General features: G+C 62.5%; 20 protein-coding genes, 1 tRNA gene and 1 pseudogene. 9 read left to right on the plus strand and 13 right to left on the minus strand.

Going from position 1 to position 22,554, the window contains the following annotated elements; genetic code table 11:
- Positions 1–11: 11 nt before the first annotated feature.
- Positions 12–449: a hypothetical protein gene (locus AC2YHA_RS09470; RefSeq protein WP_487401286.1), complete on the minus strand. Its 438-nt coding sequence runs from the start codon at positions 447–449 to the stop codon at positions 12–14.
- Positions 450–720: 271 nt separating this feature from the next.
- On the opposite strand from AC2YHA_RS09470, the gene AC2YHA_RS09475 reads away from it, so the two are divergent.
- Positions 721–4,320 carry a PAS domain S-box protein gene (locus tag AC2YHA_RS09475; protein WP_487401287.1) on the plus strand — a complete coding sequence of 1,200 codons (3,600 nt, stop codon included), beginning with the start codon at positions 721–723 and terminating at the stop codon, positions 4,318–4,320.
- On the opposite strand, the gene AC2YHA_RS09480 is transcribed toward AC2YHA_RS09475, so the two are convergent.
- The 8 genes and pseudogenes from AC2YHA_RS09480 to AC2YHA_RS09515 all read right to left on the minus strand — a co-directional run bounded on the left by AC2YHA_RS09480 (position 4,307) and on the right by AC2YHA_RS09515 (position 11,695).
- Positions 4,307–5,746 (minus strand): glycosyltransferase family 2 protein, encoded by a 1,440-nt coding sequence (locus tag AC2YHA_RS09480; protein ID WP_487401288.1) that lies wholly within the window; start codon positions 5,744–5,746, stop codon positions 4,307–4,309. The genes AC2YHA_RS09475 and AC2YHA_RS09480 overlap by 14 nt on opposite strands.
- Complete coding sequence (locus AC2YHA_RS09485) at positions 5,743–6,723, minus strand: HEAT repeat domain-containing protein (protein ID WP_487401289.1); 981 nt, start codon at positions 6,721–6,723, stop codon at positions 5,743–5,745. Before AC2YHA_RS09485 ends, AC2YHA_RS09480 begins: the two co-directional genes overlap by 4 nt.
- On the minus strand, positions 6,723–7,874 hold the full coding sequence (locus tag AC2YHA_RS09490; RefSeq protein ID WP_487401290.1) for a YaiO family outer membrane beta-barrel protein: 1,152 nt from the start codon (positions 7,872–7,874) through the stop codon (positions 6,723–6,725). The genes AC2YHA_RS09485 and AC2YHA_RS09490 overlap by 1 nt, the downstream gene beginning before the upstream one ends.
- Positions 7,875–7,887: 13 nt before the next feature.
- Positions 7,888–8,247: pseudogene (locus AC2YHA_RS09495) on the minus strand (response regulator transcription factor); the annotation flags it as partial.
- A 706-nt stretch (positions 8,248–8,953) separates the two neighbouring features.
- The gene (locus tag AC2YHA_RS09500; protein ID WP_487401291.1) at positions 8,954–9,445 is read right to left on the minus strand and encodes a hypothetical protein; all 492 of its coding nucleotides are present in this window, start codon (positions 9,443–9,445) and stop codon (positions 8,954–8,956) included.
- 9 nt (positions 9,446–9,454) lie between these two features.
- Positions 9,455–9,964, minus strand: coding sequence for a DUF6650 family protein (locus AC2YHA_RS09505; RefSeq protein ID WP_487401292.1), 510 nt, complete (start codon positions 9,962–9,964; stop codon positions 9,455–9,457).
- A gap of 360 nt (positions 9,965–10,324) precedes the next feature.
- Positions 10,325–11,029 (minus strand): GIY-YIG nuclease family protein, encoded by a 705-nt coding sequence (locus tag AC2YHA_RS09510; protein WP_487401293.1) that lies wholly within the window; start codon positions 11,027–11,029, stop codon positions 10,325–10,327.
- Between the two features lie 57 nt (positions 11,030–11,086).
- Entirely contained in the window at positions 11,087–11,695 is a 609-nt protein-coding gene (locus AC2YHA_RS09515) for a hypothetical protein (RefSeq protein WP_487401294.1), read from the minus strand.
- A 200-nt stretch (positions 11,696–11,895) separates the two neighbouring features.
- On the opposite strand from AC2YHA_RS09515, the gene AC2YHA_RS09520 reads away from it, so the two are divergent.
- The 8 genes from AC2YHA_RS09520 to AC2YHA_RS09555 all read left to right on the plus strand — a co-directional run bounded on the left by AC2YHA_RS09520 (position 11,896) and on the right by AC2YHA_RS09555 (position 19,424).
- Positions 11,896–12,570 (plus strand): recombinase family protein, encoded by a 675-nt coding sequence (locus tag AC2YHA_RS09520; protein WP_487401295.1) that lies wholly within the window; start codon positions 11,896–11,898, stop codon positions 12,568–12,570.
- Positions 12,571–12,588: 18 nt separating this feature from the next.
- Complete coding sequence (locus tag AC2YHA_RS09525; RefSeq protein ID WP_487401296.1) at positions 12,589–13,209, plus strand: hypothetical protein; 621 nt, start codon at positions 12,589–12,591, stop codon at positions 13,207–13,209.
- Between the two features lie 977 nt (positions 13,210–14,186).
- Positions 14,187–14,510 (plus strand): hypothetical protein, encoded by a 324-nt coding sequence (locus tag AC2YHA_RS09530; protein WP_487401297.1) that lies wholly within the window; start codon positions 14,187–14,189, stop codon positions 14,508–14,510.
- Between the two features lie 86 nt (positions 14,511–14,596).
- On the plus strand, positions 14,597–14,938 hold the full coding sequence (locus AC2YHA_RS09535; protein WP_487401298.1) for a hypothetical protein: 342 nt from the start codon (positions 14,597–14,599) through the stop codon (positions 14,936–14,938).
- 26 nt (positions 14,939–14,964) lie between these two features.
- The gene (locus AC2YHA_RS09540; protein WP_487401299.1) at positions 14,965–15,456 is read left to right on the plus strand and encodes a hypothetical protein; all 492 of its coding nucleotides are present in this window, start codon (positions 14,965–14,967) and stop codon (positions 15,454–15,456) included.
- A 592-nt stretch (positions 15,457–16,048) separates the two neighbouring features.
- Positions 16,049–16,807 (plus strand): hypothetical protein, encoded by a 759-nt coding sequence (locus AC2YHA_RS09545; protein ID WP_487401300.1) that lies wholly within the window; start codon positions 16,049–16,051, stop codon positions 16,805–16,807.
- Positions 16,808–16,870: 63 nt separating this feature from the next.
- Positions 16,871–19,186 (plus strand): hypothetical protein, encoded by a 2,316-nt coding sequence (locus AC2YHA_RS09550; RefSeq protein WP_487401301.1) that lies wholly within the window; start codon positions 16,871–16,873, stop codon positions 19,184–19,186.
- Positions 19,187–19,244: 58 nt separating this feature from the next.
- The gene (locus AC2YHA_RS09555; RefSeq protein ID WP_487401302.1) at positions 19,245–19,424 is read left to right on the plus strand and encodes a helix-turn-helix domain-containing protein; all 180 of its coding nucleotides are present in this window, start codon (positions 19,245–19,247) and stop codon (positions 19,422–19,424) included.
- Positions 19,425–19,439: 15 nt separating this feature from the next.
- Here the strand turns inward: AC2YHA_RS09555 and AC2YHA_RS09560 are convergent, their stop codons facing one another.
- From AC2YHA_RS09560 to AC2YHA_RS09575, 4 genes are all read right to left on the minus strand, one after another.
- Complete coding sequence (locus AC2YHA_RS09560; protein ID WP_487401303.1) at positions 19,440–20,213, minus strand: hypothetical protein; 774 nt, start codon at positions 20,211–20,213, stop codon at positions 19,440–19,442.
- A 142-nt stretch (positions 20,214–20,355) separates the two neighbouring features.
- The gene (locus AC2YHA_RS09565; protein ID WP_487401304.1) at positions 20,356–21,882 is read right to left on the minus strand and encodes a DUF6538 domain-containing protein; all 1,527 of its coding nucleotides are present in this window, start codon (positions 21,880–21,882) and stop codon (positions 20,356–20,358) included.
- Positions 21,883–21,973: 91 nt separating this feature from the next.
- A tRNA-Ala gene (locus tag AC2YHA_RS09570) sits at positions 21,974–22,049 on the minus strand.
- Positions 22,050–22,133: 84 nt separating this feature from the next.
- Positions 22,134–22,460, minus strand: a complete 327-nt coding sequence (locus tag AC2YHA_RS09575) for a TIGR02300 family protein (protein ID WP_487401305.1) — start codon at positions 22,458–22,460, stop codon at positions 22,134–22,136.
- Positions 22,461–22,554 lie beyond the last annotated feature (94 nt).

A 22,554-nucleotide genomic window follows, 5' to 3' on the forward strand; every position in this document is an offset into this window, starting at 1 on the left:
CGCCGGACGGGTCAGAAGGTGACGCCTTTCGGCTCGGCGTAGAGGGTGATCGATGTCGCCCGGCCGGCAGGGGTCTCGGCGAGGACGAGCGTGAGATCCCGCTCGGCATAGGTCGGATGATCGCTGTCGACGATCACCGTCGAGGTGCCCGCTTCGGAGAGCGGGATCCGCTGACCGCCGCCGATCACGACGAAGGCGTTGGCGAGCCCCCGCGGGTGCTCCATCACCAGGCGATAGCCCTCGACGCTGTTGCAGAGCTCGCTCATCCGCCCCAGGCGATTGTCGCCCCGATGCAGCGCCTCCGCCGCGCCGCCGGCCAGCGACACGTCGCAGATGGTGCGAACGCGGCCGACGATGCCGATCGACATCTCTTCCGCGCCCGCGCCGGCCGCCGGCAATGCGGCTCCGACGAGCGCCAAAACTGACAGGGCCATGCGACGAACGATCATTGGTTCATCCTTTCTCGGGGATGCACCTACGGTAAGAGACCGAAAACTCTCGTAAGCCGAAATGGTTAATTTTTCGTCAATAATTCTCGAACTCGCGCAATCCTCCCGGGCGCAAAACTGCCCCGCTCTATACGGCGCCAGCTAATGGCCAGAAGCAGCCGATCGGCGTCCGTCTGGAAGCCCGAAAGCGGCCGTTGATGCAAATCTGCAGGAATGATGCTGGGACGAGGTCGGCATCATTGGACCGAGAAGATGCGAGAGTGTTGCCTGGGTGCAAATCACGATCCATTCTATCGCGGTGAACGAGATCGAAGCCGATCCTGCCGAGGCGCCAGGCCTGCTCGTGCCGTTGCTTGCCGCCGCCGCGTTCGCGTTTCTCGCGTGGGGCAGTATTGTCCTGACCCGCGATACCGGACGCATCGCAGCACTGTGGCTACCGAACGCTTTCCTCGTCGCGATAATGCTTCGCTATGAACGAGCGGGTTTCGGCTGGTTCATCGTTCCCAGCTTCATCGCAAACGCCGCCGCAAACTTCACGGTCGGCGACGATGCGCGCCACGCCCTGGGCCTGGCGTTCTGCAACAGTGTCGAGATCACCATCGTCGTGCTCGGCCTGCATTGGGCCGCGGGGTGCCGGCCGGACCTCGGCAAGCTCCAGCCGATGGCCTGGCTCGCATTGCTCGGGGGTATCGTGGCCCCGGCCACCTCAGGCGTGATAGCCATGTTTGTACTGGCGGCGCCAGGCGACATCGTCGCTCCCGACGTATGGATCAGCTGGGTACTCGCCGACGGCCTCGGCCTGCTCGTCGTCACGCCCATCCTGGCAATTCTCTTTCACGGCTTCAAGCACGCCCCGCACCTCGACCGCCGCACTGCGATCGAATGGGCAGCGATCCTGCTGGTCGGCACGGCGATCACGATCGCGGTGTTCTTCCAGAACCGATTCCCGCTCCTGTTCATCGCTACCCCCTTTGTGATGGTGGCTGCGTTCCGCCTCGGAACGTTCGGTGCCGCGATCACGACCTCGATCATCGCGCTGATCGCCTCGGTCGCGACGACCATGGGCTACGGTCCCGTGCATCTGGTTCAGGGAGCCCTCGCCACCAAGATACTCGTGCTGCAGACCTTCCTGCTCTTCACCTTCGGCTCGGCCTTGCCGGTGGCGGCGGCGGTACAGAGATTGCGAGAGGTTCAACAGGAGCTTCGCGAGAGCCGTGACTTCGCCCGCTCGATCCTCGAGAACATGCGCGAGATCGTGTTCCGCACCGATGCCGATGGGCGTTGGACGTTCCTCAATCCCGCCTGGACGCAGATCACCGGCTACACCGTGGCGGAAAGCCTCGGCTGGCCGACGACCAGGCTGCTCCGGCCCGAGGACTATGAGGAAGCCAAGAGCATCTATCCGCGGATCGTGTCGGGCGAGCTCGACGAATGCGTGCTCCGGCAGCGCTTCACCCGCGCGGACGGCGACATTCGCGACGTCGAGGTCAGCGTGCGCGCCATGCGCGATGCAGATGGAAGATTCGTCGGAACCTCCGGCAATATCCGCGACATCACCGAACAACGCGCCAGCGTGGCGGCGCTCGAGGCAAGCGAGGCACGTTTCCGGACGCTCGCGGATGCGGCGCCGGTCGGAATCTATCGCGCGGGTCGCGACGGCGGCCTCACCTATGTGAACGCCGCGTGGAGCCGCATCACCGGGTTGAGCGAAAGCGAATCACTCGGTCACGGCTGGCGCAATGCGCTGATCAACCTGGCCGAATTCGAACGGAAGCCCTCCGGCAGCGGCCTCGATCGGCCGGGCGACACCTCCTCGCGTGAGCTCAATTTCCGCACGAAAGGTGGCCGCGAGACATGGATCCGCGTCGTCAGCGCCGCCGAATTCGACTCCGCCGGCGAGCGCACGGGCTTCATCGGCGTGGTCGCCGACATAACCGACCGCAAGCATGCCGAGATCGAGCTCGCGGCACGCGAGGAACAGCTCAAGCTGTTCGCCGAGAACGTCACCGATGCGGTAGTCCGCATGACGCTCGACGGCCATTGCATCTTCGCCACGCCGTCCGTCAGAGACGTGCTCGGCGTCACGCCCGAGCAACTCGTCGGCCGGAACATGCTGACGCGCTTCCATCCGGACGATCGCGACATGGTCCTCGACGCCTATCTGGCTCTGGCGCTAGGCGAGATCGAGGCGACCACGGTAATCTACCGGTCGCATCGTTCCGGCGGCGCCGACGACTGGGTCTGGCTCGAGGCGAACAGCAAGCTGGTCCGCGATTCCGCGACCAACGCCCCGACGGAGGTCATCGCCTCAATCCGCGACGTGACACGCAGGAAGCAGCTCGAGATGCAGCGCGACGAGGCGCGGCAGCGCGCGGAAGCGGCGGCGGAGGCGAAATCCCATTTTCTCGCGAACATGAGCCACGAGATCCGCACGCCGATGAACGGCGTGATCGGCTTCACCGAGCTGCTGCTCGAAAGCGAGCTCGACGACGAACAGCGGCGCCACGCTCAGCTGATCGCCGAATCCGGTCGTACGATGATGCGCCTGCTCAACGACATCCTCGATCTGTCGAAGATCGATGCCGGGCGGATGACGATCGTCAACGAGCCGTTCGACGTCCACCATGCGCTCAAGAGCGCGCTCAGGCTGATGTCGGTCGCCGCCGAGCGCAAGGGGCTCGCGCTGACGCTCGACCTGGCGGACGATTTCCCGAAGCATATCGTCGGTGACAGCCTGCGCCTTCGCCAGATCCTCGCCAACCTGATCGGCAACGCGATCAAGTTCACCGAAGAAGGCGGCGTGACGCTGAGCGCCCGCGTCGACGGGGACGAGGAAAGGCGCGGGATCATCGAGGTGACCGATACCGGCGTCGGCATCGCGCCGGAACGGCAGGCGGCGATCTTCGACGAGTTCGTGCAGGAAAGCGAGACCACCACCCGGCGCTTCGGCGGCACCGGCCTCGGGCTCGCGATCAGCCGCAAGCTGGCCGAGCTGATGGGCGGGACATTGTCGCTGCGCAGCATACCGGGCGAAGGCACCACGATGATCCTGACTTTGCCGCTCGTCGAGGCGAGCGAGCCTGTCCCTTCCACGCCACGATCGGCACCGACGCCTGCGATCAAGCCCTCGCCCGCTACACGCCGGGTACTGCTCGCCGAGGATCACGACATCAACCAAATCCTCGCCACCGCCCTGCTGGAGCGGCTCGGCTGCCGGGTCGATGTCGCCGCCAACGGTGCGGAGGCAATCGCGCGCGTGGACGAAGCCGCAGCGCGAGGCGAGCCCTATGACATCGTGCTGATGGACGTACAGATGCCCGAGCTCGACGGGCTCGAGGCGACACGCCGGCTGCGTGCCAAGGGATATGACGCCGCGACGCTGCCGATCGTCGCGCTGACGGCCAATGCCTATGAGGACGACATCGCGGCCTGCTTCGCGGCGGGAATGCAGGGTCACGTCGCCAAGCCGATCCAGCTGCGCGAGCTGCAGTCGGCCCTCGATCGCCTCGTCGAAAGCGGCACCGAAGAAAGCGCACCGCCACCCCCGCAACCGAACGATCCGGCGATCGAGCGGCTGCGCGCTCGCTACGCCGATTTCCGTACGAAGGCCGCTGCCGCCTTTTCCGCGGCCGCCGCCTCGGAAGGGCCGATCGCGCCCGCCGAGCGCAACGAGCTGCGCACGCTCGCACACAAGCTGGCGGGCACGGCGGCGATGTTCGGCGATGCCGATCTCGGCGAGGCGGTGCGGCGCATCGAGGACGCGGTCGCCGGGGAGGCCGGCGACGACGCCCTGCGCGCGGAAGTGAACCTCTGTCTGATCCTGCTCGCGAATGGGGACGAGCAGAGCGACCCTGCGATCAGCTCCGGGTGAAGCCGGCGCGCGGCACCGCCGCCCAGGTCGAATCCTTGCGCAGGAAACGCCAGATGCCGCGCAGACGGAAGACGAGATTGATCTGACGGTATCCCAGATTTTCGACGACCGCCGCGACGCCGATCATCAGCAGGTCGCGCGCGCTGGGCGTGCGCCGCAGCTGGAGCTCCTCCAGCACCAGCGTGCCGAGGCTGAGCGCTGTGCCGAACAACACGGTCAGCGAGAAGAAGGCGAGCACCACCACGCCACTCGACAGGCCGAGCGCATAGAGGATCGGCAGCGAAACATAGCCGATCAGTTCGCACGGCGGGCCGAGCACGTCCTCGAGCACGATCATCGGCATCGCGACCAGGCCGATCCGGCCGTAACGCGGGTTGAGGATCATGCGCCGATGCCGCACCAACGTCTCCAGCGCGCCCTGCTCCCAGCGCGAGCGCTGGTTGCGAAGCCCGGTCATCTCGAACGGCGCCTCGGTCCAGCACACCACCTCCGGCACGAAGCCGATGCGGTAACGGCGCTTCTGCTCGCGCATATGGCGATGGATGCGGGTGACGACCTCCAGGTCCTCGCCGACGGTGTCGTGGCGATAGCCGCCGACCTCGACCAGCACCGATCGGCGGAAGATGCCGAACGCGCCGGAGATCAGTGTCAGCATGTTGAGCTGCGCATTGGCGATGCGCGCGGTCAGGAAGGCGCGCAGATATTCGAGGATCTGGTAGCGCGGCAGCCACCCCTTCGGCAGCTGGATCTTGCGGACGTGCCCGCCCTGCACGATCGACCCGTTGACGATACGGATCGCGCCGCCGACCGCGACCAGGCTGCCGTCGTCGGTCATGAACGGCTCGGTCGCGCGCAGCAGCCCGTCGGGCTCGATGATCGAATCGGCGTCGATCACGCAAACCAAGGGCGCGGTGGCGAAGCCGATGCCGGCGTTGACCGCATCGGCCTTGCGCCCGTTCTCCTTGTCGATGACGAGCAGGTTGGCATGGTTCGCCGAGGCATAGACGCCGAGGATGCGGGTCTGCTGCAGCTCCGCGAGTTGCTCGCGCTCGACCGGATGTAGTGCGAACTCTTCGATCAGCGTGGCCAGCGTCGCGTCCTTGGAGCCGTCGTTGACGACGATCACCTCGTGCTGCGGATATTCGAGCGCGAGCAGCGCGCGCACGCTGTCGGCGATCGACAGCGCCTCATTGTAGCAGGGGGCGATGACCGACACCGGCAGGGCGAGGTCCGAATAGCGCGTCCACAGATCGTAGGAGCGGCGCGCCGGCCGGATACGAGTGCGGAACACCCAGGCGGCGATCAGCAGCTGCACCGTCGAGATCAGGTTGCGCAGGCTGACGACGGCAAAGCTCAGCACGCTCGCCGCGACCAGCAGCCCGAGGCCGATCGCCTCGCCCCAGTTGCCGAGCGTATCCCAGGTCATGCCGGCGCCCTCCGCAGGGCCTGAAGCGCCTCGCCCGCACGCAACCGGACCCAAGCAGATTTGTCCGTCCGCATCGCGTCGAGCTGCGGGACAGCCCGGCGCAAGCCCAGGGCCGCGCAGCCAAGCGCCGCCTGCGCTCGCACCGTCTCGTCGGGATCGTCGAGCAGCGCGAGGACCCAGCCCGCGCTTGCCGGATGATCGATCCTGCGCGCGGCGCGCAGCGCGGAGAGGCGGATTTCGGGATCGGGATCCTTCGCCGCTTCGGCGAGCGCGGGAAGCCCCGAGTAATCGCCCGTCCAGCCGAGCGCGTCGATGATCACCGCACGCAGGCCCGACGGCAGCCGACGACCGGCGAGACGCCTCAGCTCCGCAGCATGGGCCGGCGCCAGTGCACGGAACAACGCGCGGTGGACACGCGAGACCGATGCCCGTTCGAGATCGAGCGCGGTGATCAGCACGTCGGGCGCCGGCAGCGCGGACAGCTTGGCCAGCATCGCCGCCGCCTCCAGCTGAAGCGCCGGATCGCGATCATCGCGGATGATGCCGGTCAGCGTGGACACGGCCTGCGCCCCGCCGATGTTCCCCAGCAGCCGGATCGCGTCCACGCGCTTCGCCCGGCTGCCGCGGCGCGCGCGGTCGGCGATCGCCTCGAGCAGCCGGCTCCGCTCGACGAACTCGGTCAGCCGCTCGCGATCCTCGCCGCGCACGAGCTGGCTCAGATGAGTGACCGCGGCCAGCCGCTCTTCATCGATCGCCTTGGCATAAGCAGGACCGGTCTCGCCGCCGCGCGTGACGGCGGTCATGACCTCGCGCAACAGCGCGCGGGCATTGGTCTGCGACTGGGCGAGGCGCCGCTCCTTGCGATCGCGGCGCATCACCAGAAACAACAGGAAGGCCGCCATCACCAGCGCGCCGTAAACCGACACCAGGATCGCGATCCGCGCCAGCGCATCGGCAATGGCCGGCAGATGGATCATCAGAACCGCATCTGGAGGCCGACCGTCGCGCCCTTCCGCTCATAGCTTTGGCGGCGCTTCTCATAGTCGCCGGTCAGCCGCAGGCTCCAGCGATCACCGATCGGGAACTGGACGCCGGCGAAGGCGGCATGGAGGCGGCGGGTGACGCCGGCCTGGGTATCCGGGTAGGTGGCGGCGCCGCCGAACAATAACATGCCGTTGCCGAGCTCGCTGTCGAGCCGCCCGGACCAGCCGCTCCGATAGTGATTGGTCTCGTCCCACAGATTGATCATCCGGATCGTCGCGCTGCCGCGGATCGGTCCGATCGCGAGGCGCGCGCCCGGCTCCAGCGCCGTCACGTTGGTATGTCCGTAATCGGCATGACGCGCGTCGAGCAGCAACGTGACCGGCCCGCCGACATCCCCCTCGATGCCGCCCCGCAGGCTCCAGTGCTCGCGGAAGTCGGCGTTGGGCGTCCCCGCGACCGCCAGATAGACGCGGAGCGACGGCGAGAATCCGTGATCGACCCGCGCAAGCAGATAGGTATCGATCAGCCCCCCTCCCCGCGCCTCGCGCTCTACCTGCGCAGTAAGCGTCGTGCGCGGCGCAACGGTGCCGTAGATCGACGCGCCCGCCGTCCACCAGGTGCGGTCGTCGCCGGACGCCAGCGATACGTCGGAGATCGAGCTCCACAGCGCGATGCCGCCGCGGCGCAATCCCGACGACGGGACAGCGCCTGTCGCAGTCGCATCGATCTGACGGCGCAGCGCCGGCGCTTCGGCGTTGCCCGGGTCATGTGCCTCGATCCCGCGGAGCTCGGATTCCGCCTCACCGGACCGTCCGGCCCAGAAATAGGCGCGCGTCAATGCCAGGCGGATGTCGAGGTCGCCGGGCGCGACGTCGCGCGCATGGGACAGCGTGGCGATCGCCTCGTCATATCGCTTGGCGAAGGCATAGTTGGTGCCGAGCAGCCGCAGGATCTCGGGATCGTCGGGGTGATCGGCGCGGGCGCTTTCGAGCAGCCGGATCGCCCGGGCGAAATCCCGCGCCTCGCGCGCGGCGGCGGCTTCGCGGATCAAGGTATCGCGCTGTCCGGCCTGCGCAACCGCGGGTTGGACGGCGAGCGACAGCGCCGCGGCGAATGCGCTAAGCGCCGCTCGACCGCTTCGCACGCGCGTCCTCCGATCGCAGTATCGCATTCACGCGCACGACGAGCTCGTCGGGAATGAACGGCTTGGTGAGATAGTCGTTGGCCCCCGCCTCCAGCGCGGTCACCACGTCTTCGCGCGCCTTGCGCGAGGTCAGCATGACGACGGGCAGCGCGCGGCCGCGCTCATCAGCGCGCAGCGACTTTAGCACCTCGAGCCCCGAAAGTACCGGCATCATCGCATCAAGCACGAGCAGGTCGAATGCCCCGCTCAACGCTTGCACCAGCGCTGCCCCGCCCTCCTCGACGATAGTGACGTCGTGCCCCGCATCCTCCAGCTTGAAGCGGAGCAGTTCGCCGAGCAAGTCGTCATCGTCGGCAACCAATATGTAAGCCACACGCAACGCCCCGGTTCTGTCGGACAGGCCAGCTCACCGGATCCAAATGGTGCCGCAGGCTAGCAGTCCCTCTACATATCTTAGAGGAGATTATAGTTAATATGTCGTAAAATCACGTAAAGCCCGGCACTTTTGCGACGGAATGAACGAGGAAGCTCGGCCCAAATTGACTAATGATCAAGGCCGGAATGCGATTGCTCCGACGACATCTCCCCACGATGGGATTGCACCTAGCAGGTCGCCAATTGCGAACCAATCGCCCCCCGTCCTTGGGCGGGGTCCGACCTATGCATTGAGCGCCAACCAGGATCCTCTTTGTTCCCGCAACCGCGCGGACATGTGGAGCGCGCCATGATGCCCATTGGGCGCGACCGACTTACTCAGCGGAGTTCGACCGCGCTCGCGGCTCGCTTTGCAGCGAAATCTTGCCTCTCGCCTAACGTAGATGATCTCGTTCTGCTTGAGGTTCAGCAACACCCGCAGTCAAGCTGACCCGAATCGACGTGAATCGATGCAAGAGGATCACCAAACGCTGCGAGAAGTTAGGTTGCTACGATTTTGCCTTCTAGCAAAATCAAGGAAATGGTGGAGCCGAGGGGGATCGAACGATTTCGGCTTAACCATTGGAAAACAAAGAACTTTTTATGAGCACCTGTTACCGTTGGCACACGCGGATGTAACAGTTTTTGCGCGCGGGGCAAGGCGCCTATTGGCGACAGGGATTTTCGATGGCTTGGAACGATAGCTGAAAAGTCGGCATGTCATGGCCCCTCAGGGTCGCCGCCTTTAGCATCGGGATAACGCCATAGGTGTAGCCCTTGGGAACGAACGTACCGAATACCGTCGAACCAGTCCGAAGCTCGCTCTCATTCGCGTCCAGCGTGACAACTGGACGCGACCATGTGAAGCCGGCGTCCTCAAGTGTCTTTATTGACTGCATCCATTCCCATGAACTATATTCGGCAACTGCACCTACAACATGGTCTTGGCAGAAGGTGACAACTACATTCTGTTGATTGATAGTAGCAATATATGTGTTAGGTTGGACTGGTTGCGATTTAAAATCGCCATTAGCAATCAGGGCGTTATACTCCGCTAATGTCATGCCCTGTTGCACTCCAGCAACGTAAAAGGCAGTCGGAGTTAAGCTTGAGGCGCTGAGCGCCTGTGCCGCTAGCATTAGCGCGATGGCCTTCATTGCTCACCCTTATCCGTTCTTGAACTCTTGCGCCCGTGCTTCGACGGGAAGAATGCTCTCAAGGTCCCCTTTGACCTCAAGGCCGTAGCGTGCAGCGATAATCGCAATATGAACCCCAAATATGCCGCGCATCTGCCCCAGGGCATCTAGGAATTCCCATGAACGCCAATGGCCATGCGAAGCTACGTGGCCATAATCGGGATCATGCCAATGACCTACGCGATCTAGGAACCGTCTGGAGGCCGCACCCAACGCGCGGATGTGGTCAGCGAGAACCCCGCCTCCCCCGAGCTTGGCTAGCAACACTGACAGCAGATGCCGAATTTCCATGACCGACTGAACACAATGGTGTGCCACCTCAGCATCGCTCGGGTTGTATAGGACACGCCGATCTTCAAGGTGGGCCAGCAACTCAGCGGCTACGTCACGTTCCGCTGGCGGTGCCGTCCACGATGCGCCGAATATAGGCGTTGAGAAGCCGGTTAGCCGACCGAGCCATTGTCGTATCTGTCCTGTCATTGCCCCCTCCCAAATGTCCCACTTTATCCTAGTGAGGCGCTAATTCTTCCAACCTCCCGTCATCCGCAGGAAGAACGCGCGCTGTCCAGTCTAACGACGGCCCACACGCCAGTGTGAAATGCTCCCCATGCAGGTGTTGGACCTCAAGAAGCGCCGTTCTACTACCGCGACGGCAAAGAGCACCGGCAATCTCGTCAAAACTTAAGGCCGACTTCGCTGTCATCGCTTGAAGCAACGCGCTCATCTGCAATTCTGAATAGCGGCTTAGGGGATAGGCCCTCTTGTGAATGATGGTACCTGACAAGTCTCGTCCTTCGACCAACCAATATCGCGCTGGTCGCCTCTCGGACCCTCTGGCCATCATTGAAACTTGCGCCGAGTGAACGCTGCAACATCCGCCGCGCTCAACTTGAACCATTCCCCGTTCGCTCGGCGATCATCGAACCTGCGGTGCCAGTAGGCTTCGATGCCGGGTGGGTCATCGGTCCGGATTGCGTGAACGAGCGTGGTTGCCTCTGGCAAGGCAATGCTGATCTTCTTGACCCGCGTCTCTAGCTGATCGCTACGGCCAATCTTGTAGTGTGATCCCGACTTGAGGAGGTAAACCCATCCCTCGGATATTTGGCCCTGCTTAGCCCTAGGCGGAACAACCACATTCGGTAGCAATGGCAGGACATCACTCAGATTTGCTCGCGCTGCGCAGTAGGTGCGCAATGCTTTGATCAGTTCCGCCCTACCTGCGAAATGCCCCGAAAGGGTCTTGGGGCTTGGGACCCTCGGATCACTGCGGCGGGCTAGGTTCAGTTCGGCATAGGTAGGCACGCGGCCCATCGCGCGCGCAAGCTCGGCCAACCTTCGCAGCATCTCGGCGCTGTCCAATTTCCCTTGCCATTCGTTGGCAGAAAACCCGGCCTCAGCAATCGCGTCACCCCACCGCGCCCAATAGATGCCCCGCCACTTGCTTTCGCTTATGCCGGTTTCAGTACGGAAAAGCCCAACTCCGGGTGCTTTTCCTCCGTTCGCCTGGGCGATCTTCCTTATTTCTGCGAGAATGATTTCACGCATGGCGCCCCCCCCTTTTTAACCCCTCAGTACACGTGGCGCTGCAAACCCGCTCTCCGGTCAGCGGGACTGCTCAGCTCTGCGGCGCTGACGCTCCAATTCTTGCTTCATCCACCTAGCGCTATCTACTGATGCCTCCGCGATTTGGGTCAGTAGCCGCACGCGCTCGGGTGATGCGCCCGCCTTCGGCTTCTGCTGGTGGAGAATATATAGCCCCTCCGTTGGATTAGTCTCGGTGCCTCCATCAAGACCAAGTAAAACTAGGTCTATCGAATGTGCAAGTTCTTCCAATCTGAGCGCTATCGGCTCATCCCACATCATTGAGTTGGCTTCCATCGTATCACGGAAATGCCTCAGCTTTTGACGAGCCTCTTTACTTTGGCGATCTGGCCAGAACACGTAATCGGGAAGATCGTGGGTGAGTTCTCTGCTCGCGCTCGTTACTTCCCGATATGACGCCAGTTGCGCGACATACAACTCTACGTTGAACGGTGTTGATCGCTCAGCGAATTGGAGCGCGAACGCGGCGACAGCAACAGTTAAACCGCCGAGACCCGCAATTCTAGCAATCCAATCCGGCGCAGGTTCGGGCTTGGCAGCGATAGCTTTCCGGCGCGCCAAGACCGCCTGCAATCGCCCAAACTGAGCCGAGCCCCTGTAGCGCTTCAATTGCGTTCCCCCTACGACCCATTTTTGCGGCACTTACGCGAGAGGGCAACTCCGATCTAACAAGCGCGCAAATTCCCCCTTGGGGTGCCCCACCCTGCCCACCAAATGTCGAAACATGACCCCGTCCAGAATAGTCTAATGTTCGTTTGACAATTCTTGACAACCCTCGTAGATGGCCCCGAGAAGCACCGGGAGCCACCATGCGAACGATCAACTACTACCGCGTCTCGACCGCCAAGCAGGGACGCAGCGGATTGGGCCTAGATGCCCAGCGGGCAGCCATCGAAGCGTTCTGCGCCACTCGCGGGTGCGAACCTCTCGGGGAGTATGTCGAGATTGAGAGCGGCAAGCGCGATGATCGGCCCGAGCTAGCCAAGGCGCTCCATCATGCAAAGGTCACAGGGGCAACGCTGGTAATCGCCAAGCTCGACCGCCTCAGTCGCAATCTGGCGTTCCTTGCCAAGCTGCAGGACGCAGGCACCAAGTTCCTTGCAGCGGATATGCCCGAAGCCAATGAAACCACGGTTCAGATCATGGCGGTAATCGCCCAGGCGGAACGTAAAGCTATCAGCAAGCGCACCAAGGACGCGCTGGCGGCCGCGAAGGCCCGAGGCCAGAAGCTCGGCAATCCAATGGGCGCGAAGGCGTTCGGCGCGTATCAGGGTAACGGCCCTGCGGTCGAAGCGATCAGGGCCAAGGCCAAGGCGTTTGCCGATGACGTAGCGCCGATCATCCAGACCATTCGGTCGGAGGGGCACGTTAGCCTCCGGGCCATCGCCAGCGAGTTGAACGCTCGGGGGATTATGACTGCCCGAGGTGGCAAGTGGGCTCCGCAATCTGTTAGCGACGTATTGAAAGCGGCTGAGCGCGCTTAGGGTCAGTTGGGGGCATGGATGACCGACCAAGAGCTTTTCTGGACGAAGCTATCGGCAATTGGGCAACTGCTTGGGGCGGCGGCAACATTCGCTGCGGTTGTAGTCTCCCTCTGGATAGCCCTCTCCGAGCGCCGCCCTACGCTCAAGGTCAAAGCGGGCGAACGCCTGACCATTGGAGGTGGGCAGCCCGAGCAACGCCTGCTGATGATCTCAGTTACCAACGTCGGTCAGAGGGTGGCCCATGTCAGAACCATCGGCTGGAGGACGGGTACTTGGCCGTGGCAATGGCCGAAATTCCTCCGCAGGAAATACGCGGTCCAGATGCCGGGGGACACCGGGCTTGGACACAACCCACCATTTACCATTGAGCCCGGCCAAGAGGTGTCCATATATCTGGACCTCGACCATTACCTAGAACGGATACGAGAGCGCGACAGAGAGCCGATGTTCTCCCGAGCGTGGCCAGTGCTAGGGATCAGGCGGACGCGGACATGGGTGTGGGCCGGTACGGCTGAAGGCACTACCGCGCGTGGCCCAATCGAACCCGCACTCGCCCGGCTGCTACTCGATGCGGAGCGGGATGCTGCGCGCAAATCCGATGCGACCGCCGCGCAGGCGGAGGAGCCGTCAGCGGCCTGAGCCATTGGGCGATTTAAAGGGCGTACAGCGCCGAGGCGCTTATTCGCGACCTTCCTCGCGGCAAGCTCGGAAAGCGGCTGTAGCGAGCCCCACAGGGCCTCTTCGATCGTATGGCTCGCGCACTCCACGACCTCTTTCCGAAATCACGATGCGCGACCGTTTCAGGACGTGTCCGTTGAATTGGTACCATCACGCACAGAAGACGCTTTCCGCGTCGGTGGACTGAATTGGTACCATCATGCACAAGAAATCTGTTGCCGTCGCGGCTCGACGTTAAACAAGCAGCTAGCCATTCCGGGGTTAGGTACAATGGCGTGAGCCAGTGGACACTAACGGTTAGCAGGGCATCGGCTCAACGCTTAATCAAACTCATGGTGATGCGTAGCCTGCTTCCAACGGCAGCTAGATTAAGACCTTGCACGCAAGCTCTGATCTATATGGCCGGGGAGGGCATGGCTAACCTTCTTATCAAATCTATGGTGATACTAGATTAAATAATCACCATGGAGCCAGCGCCCCGGTTCCATTCCAATCTCCCTTTCGATTGATCCAGCTAGACCTAGCATTCGTTCATTGTGCATCCTCGGGCCTGCGAAACGGCGTCGCAGGCTTAGGCCGATGCTGGATCATTCCAAGGGGAGAGCAATAGCCGTGACCAGCATCCCGGCTTAGCCACAATCTGCCACCCACAGGTCACTAGCGCATCCGACCCCGGACCACGGCAGACTGGCACTCTCCTCTTACCCCACCAGTGGCTTACTCCTACTGGCTTGATGCTTAACTACCTAATGCTCGCAGTGATTGAAACCATACACCTTGTCGTAAGGTCAATTGCTGCGAGCATCTTGTAAGTAGCATATCCAGATTAGCGGGTGCTAATTAGACACATATCCATAAAATCATTAGGCAGGCTGCATCCAACTATTGCGCTCCTCAGTGATCTGCGCCGATGCCTCCCACAGTTACCGGGAGGGATTGTGACAATTTCAAATGACCATTCGCTAGCTCTGGCTACATCGGCGCAAAAGACCCTCAATCAGCTTGAGAAGCTATGGGGTCGTGCCTGCATCGGCTTGGCATTGCTCTCCGCATACCACCAAGATCGCTCCCCGCGCTCGGCTGCCGACATCGGCACCATGGCGGGAGTGAGCGAGGACACCGCGCTGCGCTATCTGCGCAAGCTGGCGAACATCGGCAGGGTTGAGCTTAGCAAGGCCGGGCGCTGCACCCTGTATGCCTGCCCTCCCCATCTGGCTGAGCGCACGTTGGCCATCCTCAGCCCCGAGCCTGCGCCTGCCTGAGCACGGGCGAGAGCCATCTCTATGATTTCACGGGACTGATCGTGCCTGCCATCCCGGCTGCCGATCCCCACCACCAAGAAGGACCTATGGCAACATTTTCAGTCACCGACGACATCCTGAATAGCAAGGAGGCGGAAGCCTATTTCACTCGCGCAGACCGGCGCGTGATGATTGGCCTCCGAGCAACGCTGGAAATCCTGCGATTGCCCGTCCCCGAATATGCCCGACGCAGAAAGCCCGGCCCCACCCCCGCGCGAGCGGTGGCCGCAGCCTTCGACGCTGATAATCCCGCGCCCCGCTCGATGACGCTTCGCCCCCGCAAGACAGCCGCCTCGGCTGATACGGTAAGCGCAGCCCAAACGGCTCGGGCAGATCGTCTGCGGACGCCGCCGAGCTTTCTCTTCAACCAAGTTTTCTCCAGCCGCTGACGCGGCACAACCACCACAAGGACCGAATGAACATTACCACTTACGCCAACCTCCTCCGCATTGAGGCCGATCTGCGTGAAGCTGAGCAGGATGTTGCCCTGCTAGCGCGGCTCAAGAACGCGGAGGAAAGGGTCAAGAACCTGACCTCCGATTTGGCAAAGGCCAGGACGGCCCACGAGAAAGCCGCAGCCGCTAAGGTGAAAGCTGTTGCGGATGCTCGCTTCGACGGGCTGAGCGACATCAGCGTTATCGACAACACGCCGGAGGAGGGCGTGCTACGCTCTAGCTTCACGATCCACTACACGCGCACTGCTTACGACATGGATGCGCAGCAGAGCGTACCGACCCGAGCCAGCGTCGGCGGCTTCGGCGGCTTGCCGGACAACGTATTCGCATTCCTAATCGAGCGGCACCCCGAGCGCGTCCCGAACAAGATCATGAGCTTGGCCCCGAGCGATCCCGCCGAGGCGTTCGACCGTTATTTCCGGGGCCTCAGCCGGGGCTTCATCGCAGCGTGACCAGCATGAATACGGGCCGAGCCGGTGCCAAGCGCGAATGGCTCCAGCAGCAGCGGAAGATCGCCGCAGCGAAGGGCATGACCTTGGAGCAACTTCGGGCGCAGCAGCCGCGAAGAGACAGAGACGCGCGTGCACTTCGACCGGCCTATGTTGAAGAGCGAGCCGCGTACACTCCATGGCCGAAAACCGTTGAGGAACTGCGAGAGCGCTGCCGCGAATACGGGGACGCTGCGGTTACAGAATGCCAGTGGTCGTGCATCGGAAGCTGGCTTTGGGACGCCGATGAGTTCGACCTGAGCAATCCTCTGGAAGTCGTTCGCGTCTCTCTATCGCTTATTCGAGAGCGCGATCGCGTGCGCCTCGGTTTCCCACACCATGGCGGAGAGGAATGGCCCGCTCCGATCTACGACAGGCTTAGTCCGGGGAGCCAAAAGGAGGCTGAGCGGGTCGCTAGCGCGACGGCTAAGGATTGGGAGCGAGCAGGAAAGCCGCACCTAGGCCAGAAGCAATTCAAACTTCAATACCAGCTTGTGACTAGCTCACCCGCTTGGCTCACCCGCCATCCCAACGATGCGCGCGAACAGGAATAAGAATGACCCTTACCGTTAAGCAGCGGGCCAAGATCAACGCTGCTCTCTGCCTCATCCACGACAATGGCCATAACGCCAACGCCATCACCTCGATGGCGCGCAGCATCATGGCTGGCGGGGTAGATCCCCGCAGTGCCTACGAGCGCGCACTGAACACGTTTGCCGACACCAACCCCGACCTACTTCCGGCGCTGTCCAAGGTGGTCGGATTGGTTGAAGCCAGCGACGATGACACAGTGGCCAAATACGATGCGGCCCTGTCCAGCTATATTCAGACCGGCGACGATAACGCGGTGCGCTCACTCGCCCCGATGATCGCGCAGGACATGACCGCCCTCGCCAGTCGGAATGGCGAACAGCCTCCGGAGTTCAGCCAAGACTTTCAGGAGGCGGCCAACGCAGCCCCGCTAGCGCAAGCCGTGGAGCACCGGACGAGCACGTTTGCCTTCACGGATGAACCCGCCCCCAGCACCCTCGCCGGGCGGCAGATCGTGGGGCGCGCCAATGACGGCAGCCCCATCGTGCGCACCACCAGCCAGATTTCCACCGGAGGCGGCGTGACGGGCATGGTGGCTCCGAAGGCGCAGCAGGCGTGGGCAAATATACCGTATGTCGGCCCGCTCTCGGCCAGCAAAGCTATGCCGCCGATGCCCGCCGATTTCGCATCGGCCAAGGAGGCTGCCCGCGCTGCCGTGAATGGTGGCCAAGGGGCAGGCACCTTCGGCAAGCCGGTCCTTTCTCAGCCGCAGGCGGCTAATTGATGGCCACTGGATATGACAGTCGGCAAGTGACGCGGCAGAGCTTCGTTTCAGGGCGCTGCACCTGTGCAGGCCCGCCCCTCTGCATCCGGGGCCAGTGCACGTGCGCAGGTGATCGGCGGGGAGAACCAAGGCGGGGTGGTCCATGCTACCCCGCAGACTGATCCCGGCAACACGGCGGGCCAGCTTGGCACCTTCTTTGAGGAGCTAATGCAGCCCCACCTCCAGCGTAAGCAGCAGGAGCGTTTCTTCGAAGGCTTCCAGAAAGCGCAGGAGGGCGTGGCCCTTGACGAGCTTACCAAATCTAGCAGCGGCATTAATAGCATCTTCGGCCCCACCGCTTTCGAGCAGGGTGCGGAGTTCTTCACGGCGAAAGCCGCGCTCGATAAGTGGACGCAGCAGCAATACGACGACATGGACGAGCTTAAGAAGCTCGACCCTCGGGACGCGGCCAAACGCTTAGCCGATGCTTCCCGCGCCCTTATGACCAACGACCCGTTCGCCAACCAGATGATCCAGTCTGGCCTTATCGAGGCGAGCGGCCCTCTTATGAACGCCGTGGCCAAGAAGCGTCGCGAGTATCAGCAACAGACGGCCAACAACGCTTGGACGCTGGCAGCCAACGACAGCGCGACCACGTTGCAGAAGTCTGCGCAGGCGCAGGCCAGCATGTCAGACCCGACCGACGAACCGAGCGCGGGGCTTATCGCTTCGGGCAAGGCGTTCCTGGGCGGCATGGTCAAGCCAGAGGGAATGGACGACGAGACCTACCGCAAGGGCATGTACGACTTCATGCGCAACGCGATGGCCAACGGCAACTTCTACGCCGTGTCCCTCATGGAGCGCTCGGGCATCGACAGCATCTTTGACGATGACCAGCGCACCAAGCTGGAGGACGCCAAGCACCGCTACGGTCAGCGCGCCATGGAGGATGCCGCAATCTCGCTGCTTGGCGACGATATGGCGGACTACGAGACGCTGCGCGCCAAAGGTTTCCTCACGGCTACCGAGGCCACCAATCGTCTAATGGCCATGAACGCCAAGCTCAAACGTCACACCGGCCTTGATGAGGAGATGTTCGACTTCGCCGACATCAAGGGCGAGGTACGGTCCATCTCCGATATGCTGGTGGCCAACTGGCGACGAGCGCAGGATCGAGTATGGCAGCTTGAGGACCGCGAGTTTAATCGGCAGACGCAGATCGAGATTGCCGAGCGCGATGATCGCGAAGCATCGGTAGCAGCAGGTGGCGCGTGGGCCAGCGGTGATGTGGAAGCGGCTATCGCTGGCGGCGTAGAGGCCAAGCACTTCAACCGCATCGCCCTGCGCGACTTCCGCAATGGGGACTTCACCGGCCTCGCCCGCGCCTTTACCGTGGGGCACTACACTTCAACCGCCGTCAAAAATGACATTCTAGGCCCGTTGAAGGGCTCTCTGGAGGAGCAGTACGGCAAGAACTTCGGACGGGCGTACCAAACGTGGCAGGGGATGATGAAGGTCAACCCCGGCATGACGGCGGAATACTTCGGCGAGTATCACGAGAAGATGCGCGCGTTCGGTACGCTGGCCAAGTCCATCGGACCCGAGGCGGCTTACCGGCAGGCGTTTGGCGACCCGGCTCGCTATAGCTCGGCACAGGTTCCCCCGGCCCTTCGCAAGGACGCCGACGAGGCTGTGGCCTCTGCGGTCAACTCCAAGCAGTCGGGATGGTACAACCCGCTAGGCACCCGGTACTCCACGCAGGCCATCCGGGTCATGCAGAACTTGGTGCGCGAGCGGGTGGCCCTCGGGCTACAGAACAGCGACACCCCGGCTACCGCCCTCGCCCCCGAGGCGTTGAACGCGGCAACTGCGGACGGCTCGCTCCAGATCGCAGGCGGCGAGGCGTGGCGCGCAGCGCCGGGCACCAAGCCGTTCCGGGTCCAGCTTGGCCTCCAGCAGGACGAAGCCGACAAGGTATTCCGTGCACAGGTTGACTTCCGCCTCAAGCGCGCGGGCCTCAAGGCTGGCATCGGTTCGAACCTCGACATCAACTACGTGGACGCCCCCAATGGGACCAAGGCTCTCCACATCATCGGGCGAGACACAGAGGGCAATTCCGCGAACATCCTTGTCCCGATGCAGGCATTCAAGGACGAGTTTAACTCGCAGTGGGCGCGGGCTCACCCGAAGATGGCTGGCAAGGGCAACCCCTTGGGCGCTGGCTATCCGATCGGCAATGACCATCAGGCTACCGCTCGCGGTGTGATCCTGCCGAGCGAAACCCTCAAGATGATTGGCGGCAAGCCTTACGCGGTGAACCGCAACTTCAATCAATCGCGCCGCCCGATCCGAGAGGATTGGCGCTCGCTCCCGGTGACGCACCCGGAATATCTCAAATAACAATCTTGGCAGGTTCGTTCCCAACGGAGCGGACCTGCCTTTTTGCTGAGGGAGAACCATGCAGGAAAGGCCCTACACCGTCGCCCAACTCGCCGCCTATTGGCAGTGCAGCGACACGTTCATCTATGATCGGATCAACGCGGGGGAACTTCGCGCCTTCAAGCTCGGAGGCAAACTGTGGCGCGTTAGCGCCGAGGCGGTGGAGGAGTACGAGAGCCGGGCAGAACCGCCATTGTAGATGCGCGTCTCTCTATCAATCAGTTCCAAATGGAGGCTTGAGCCGCCCATCGTTGATCCATTCTCGATAGTGATTGCGCCAAGCCTTTAGCGGGTATGGCTCGTCGCCTAGCGCAAACTCCATGAAAGTGTTGTAGGCGAGAGCCACCATCCCATCCGGGTCATTCTCGATTGCATTAGGCAGACCGATATTCTGCCGCGTGAAATACTCCGATGCCACGCAAGCCGCATGGAAAAACGGTTTATACCAGTCCCGGTCATCATCTACCGCATTGTCATGCAGCGCGATGCGCGCAACGTTGAATACGGATGAAATCCAGTAGGTCTTCCACATCATGAGGACCGCAACGTCGTTGGCGCTCTGCCAATCTACTTCATCCAATGGCAGGCCCGTCATGTCGCGCAGTTCTTCGTCCGCCCGAAACACCTCATCAATGTGGCCGTGCAACTTGCCCGTGACGCCCTGAGTACCCACTAGACCGGTCAGGTTATTGCCGGGTGCCGGATCCATAATCAGCACCTCAAACTTCGCCCGTGCAAGCGTCTGATCGATCAGCAAATAGCGGCAGCGACCTCGGGGATTTTCATGCGCCTCAATACCAAGGCACTCCTGCCAAAGCCAATCCGCAATCCGCTCTATCGTCTCCTGCGCCCAATGCTCTCGCAACTTGGTATCATTCAACTTCTGATTAATTGCGAGCGCGCAAGCCTCCCGAAATGGCGTAGCCTTCATTTCCCGGAGCACGGTGCGCCGTCCGATTACCCAGCCGATAGCGTCCAGCAGCCCCATCAATCCATCCCCCCCTAAAATGCGACAAGCGGCACAGAGGCATCGTGGCTCGACCGCACATTTAGGCTGTTGGATACTACTCCGACAGAGCAACTGTAATAGCGAAATCCATGCTTTGCGGAGCGAAACTCGCCGCCACCAATCACGCGGGCAACTTGAGGCCCGGCACTTTGTAGAGCTTCATTCCCTCCACGAGTTGATGCAAGCTATACCCGCTGCCGTATTCGTCCGCCACGTCACCGGGGCTATGGCCCATTATCTGCCGCTGGACACCCTCAACGACGCCAGCATGGCGCGCATAGTCCTTGAAGGTGTGGCGGAACGAGTGGAACACCAGTCGCTTATCGGTAATGCCGACCGTCTTGCGGAGATACGGGCCAAACCATTCGCCCCACTTCGCTGTCAGCCGTCCATAGATGTTCGGCTTGAGCAGCGGGAATAACCGCGCCTGCCCCGCCTTCTTCGCGGCTTCAACGAACCCTACGAAGCCAAGCCGTTCTAGCTCGGGATGAATGGGCACCACCCGCTCGCTGGCCGCGTTTTTGAGCTTTAGATTATCCTCATCGTCCTCGCGGATATGGATGAACCACGCCGAGCGTTCCTCGCCGGTATCGTCGGGATAACGCTCTTGCTGCACGTCCACAGGGCGAAGCTGGCCTAGCTCCTCAAGGCGCGCTCCGGTGAACAAAGCCAACAGCGGCAGCCAATATGCCGCCTCGCCCCGGCCCTGCGTCGGCCGCAGGCCCTCGGAATAGACCGGGCTGGAAAAGATCGCGTTGAGCGATCCGATGTCGAAGGGCTTGCGCTTATTTTTCGCGGCATCCGCATTTAGCACGCGAACGCCCTTGGCGGGGTTGCCCTCGCGATAGTCATTGTCCTCGGCCCATTGGAGAAGGGTCTGAAGCCGGGACAGCTTCATGTTGGTGTTCGCGGGGGTGTTGTCGGCAATCAGGCTGTCTTTGAAAGCCAGCACGTCCTTGCGGGTAATCTGGTCAACCGCCTTCCTGCCCACCCGCTCATAGAACCACTGCACGACGCTGCGGTGGGTATCGATCCCCTTCTGCACGACCTTTCGCTCAGCCGCCCACAGATCGACAATGGTGGGGTCCAGCATGACGCCGGGGATTTCCTCGGCCAGCTTTGCGGACGCGCCCTGTGCGGCCTCTCCGGGCGATTTTGCGGGCATCCCCTTTCGAAGGTCGCGAGCCTTCCTGCGATCGTATCTGCCTTGAAGCTCGCTCACATCCTGCCGAGCCCCACGCAGGAGCCGCGCGGCGGGATGATCGGGCGGCAAGGCCGCTTCCCATTCGGCCGCCTTCTCCCACTCATCGTCCTCAGCGATGGCCAGCCGCGCTTCCTCGGCTTCGTGATTTAGCTGCCGATCAATTGCCTCCTGCGACATCCCTGCGAACGGATCGAGCCCCCGAGCGGACTGCGAAGCTGACAGGAGATTAGCAAGCACGGAGGAACCGGATCGCCGCCGAGCCTCATCCAGAAGCCGGTCGGTTTCCTTGGTCTTGTCAGGGATCAGCCGCTTTGCCTGCTCCCGATCCTTGGTTCGGAGCGACAGCATGAACTCCGCTTTGCCACCTAGGGCCGAGCGCAATTCTACAGGGATGACACGGCGGAAATAGTAGGTCGATCCGCGCTTGGCGAGGTACGTACACATGGCTTCTGCGTCCTATTACAAATGTAACAGTCGCCTGTAAAAAGCCTAGGTTTTCCGTGGTTTTAGCAGCTTTTCAACTGCTTACGGGAAATGGTGGAGCCGAGGGGGATCGAACCCCTGACCTTCGCAATGCCATTGCGACGCTCTCCCAGCTGAGCTACGGCCCCACACCCCGGGAAGGCGCTGCCCTCTACGCGGGCCGCGCGGGTTTGGCAAGCGGTCGCGAACAGGGTCGCGACCGCTGCCGAAAATCAGCTTTCCTCGTCCTCATCGCCGGTCGGAACGCCGAGGTCGTCGTCGCCGCCGAGATCGACGTCGTCGTCCGGGCTCGCCTCGCCCTCCTCGTCGACCTCCAGGTCCAGATCCTCGGCGCCGAGATCGGCATCCGCGGTCTCGCCCTCGGCCTTGTCGGTCTTCACCGCCTCGAACGGCAGCGGCTGCTTGGACTTGAGAATCGGCTCCGGCTCCCACGCCACGCCGCAGTTGATGCAGGTGACGGGCTCGTCATTGCCGAGATCATAGAACCGCGTGCCGCACTTCGGGCACGTCCTCTTCGTGCCCCACTCGGGCTTCACCATCGCTTTCGCCTCACTCACAAAAAAGGGGATTTCGGGGTATCACCCACGAAGTTGGGGCGCGCCTTGCCAGAGCGCAAGCGCGCTGTCAAAAGCC

This window comes from Sphingomonas sp. SRI_018 (genome assembly GCF_057586275.1).

Bases quoted from the DNA above. Each gene is read 5' to 3' on its own strand.
- AC2YHA_RS09470 (WP_487401286.1), bottom strand. From the start codon at position 449: ATGATCGTTCGTCGCATGGCCCTGTCAGTTTTGGCGCTCGTCGGAGCC.
- AC2YHA_RS09480 (WP_487401288.1), bottom strand. From the start codon at position 5,746: ATGACCTGGGATACGCTCGGCAACTGGGGCGAGGCGATCGGCCTCGGG.
- AC2YHA_RS09485 (WP_487401289.1), bottom strand. From the start codon at position 6,723: ATGATCCATCTGCCGGCCATTGCCGATGCGCTGGCGCGGATCGCGATC.
- AC2YHA_RS09500 (WP_487401291.1), bottom strand. From the start codon at position 9,445: ATGAAGGCCATCGCGCTAATGCTAGCGGCACAGGCGCTCAGCGCCTCA.
- AC2YHA_RS09505 (WP_487401292.1), bottom strand. From the start codon at position 9,964: ATGACAGGACAGATACGACAATGGCTCGGTCGGCTAACCGGCTTCTCA.
- AC2YHA_RS09510 (WP_487401293.1), bottom strand. From the start codon at position 11,029: ATGCGTGAAATCATTCTCGCAGAAATAAGGAAGATCGCCCAGGCGAAC.
- AC2YHA_RS09520 (WP_487401295.1), top strand. From the start codon at position 11,896: ATGCGAACGATCAACTACTACCGCGTCTCGACCGCCAAGCAGGGACGC.
- AC2YHA_RS09525 (WP_487401296.1), top strand. From the start codon at position 12,589: ATGACCGACCAAGAGCTTTTCTGGACGAAGCTATCGGCAATTGGGCAA.
- AC2YHA_RS09535 (WP_487401298.1), top strand. From the start codon at position 14,597: ATGGCAACATTTTCAGTCACCGACGACATCCTGAATAGCAAGGAGGCG.
- AC2YHA_RS09540 (WP_487401299.1), top strand. From the start codon at position 14,965: ATGAACATTACCACTTACGCCAACCTCCTCCGCATTGAGGCCGATCTG.
- AC2YHA_RS09545 (WP_487401300.1), top strand. From the start codon at position 16,049: ATGACCCTTACCGTTAAGCAGCGGGCCAAGATCAACGCTGCTCTCTGC.
- AC2YHA_RS09555 (WP_487401302.1), top strand. From the start codon at position 19,245: ATGCAGGAAAGGCCCTACACCGTCGCCCAACTCGCCGCCTATTGGCAG.
- AC2YHA_RS09560 (WP_487401303.1), bottom strand. From the start codon at position 20,213: ATGGGGCTGCTGGACGCTATCGGCTGGGTAATCGGACGGCGCACCGTG.
- AC2YHA_RS09565 (WP_487401304.1), bottom strand. From the start codon at position 21,882: ATGTGTACGTACCTCGCCAAGCGCGGATCGACCTACTATTTCCGCCGT.
- AC2YHA_RS09575 (WP_487401305.1), bottom strand. From the start codon at position 22,460: ATGGTGAAGCCCGAGTGGGGCACGAAGAGGACGTGCCCGAAGTGCGGC.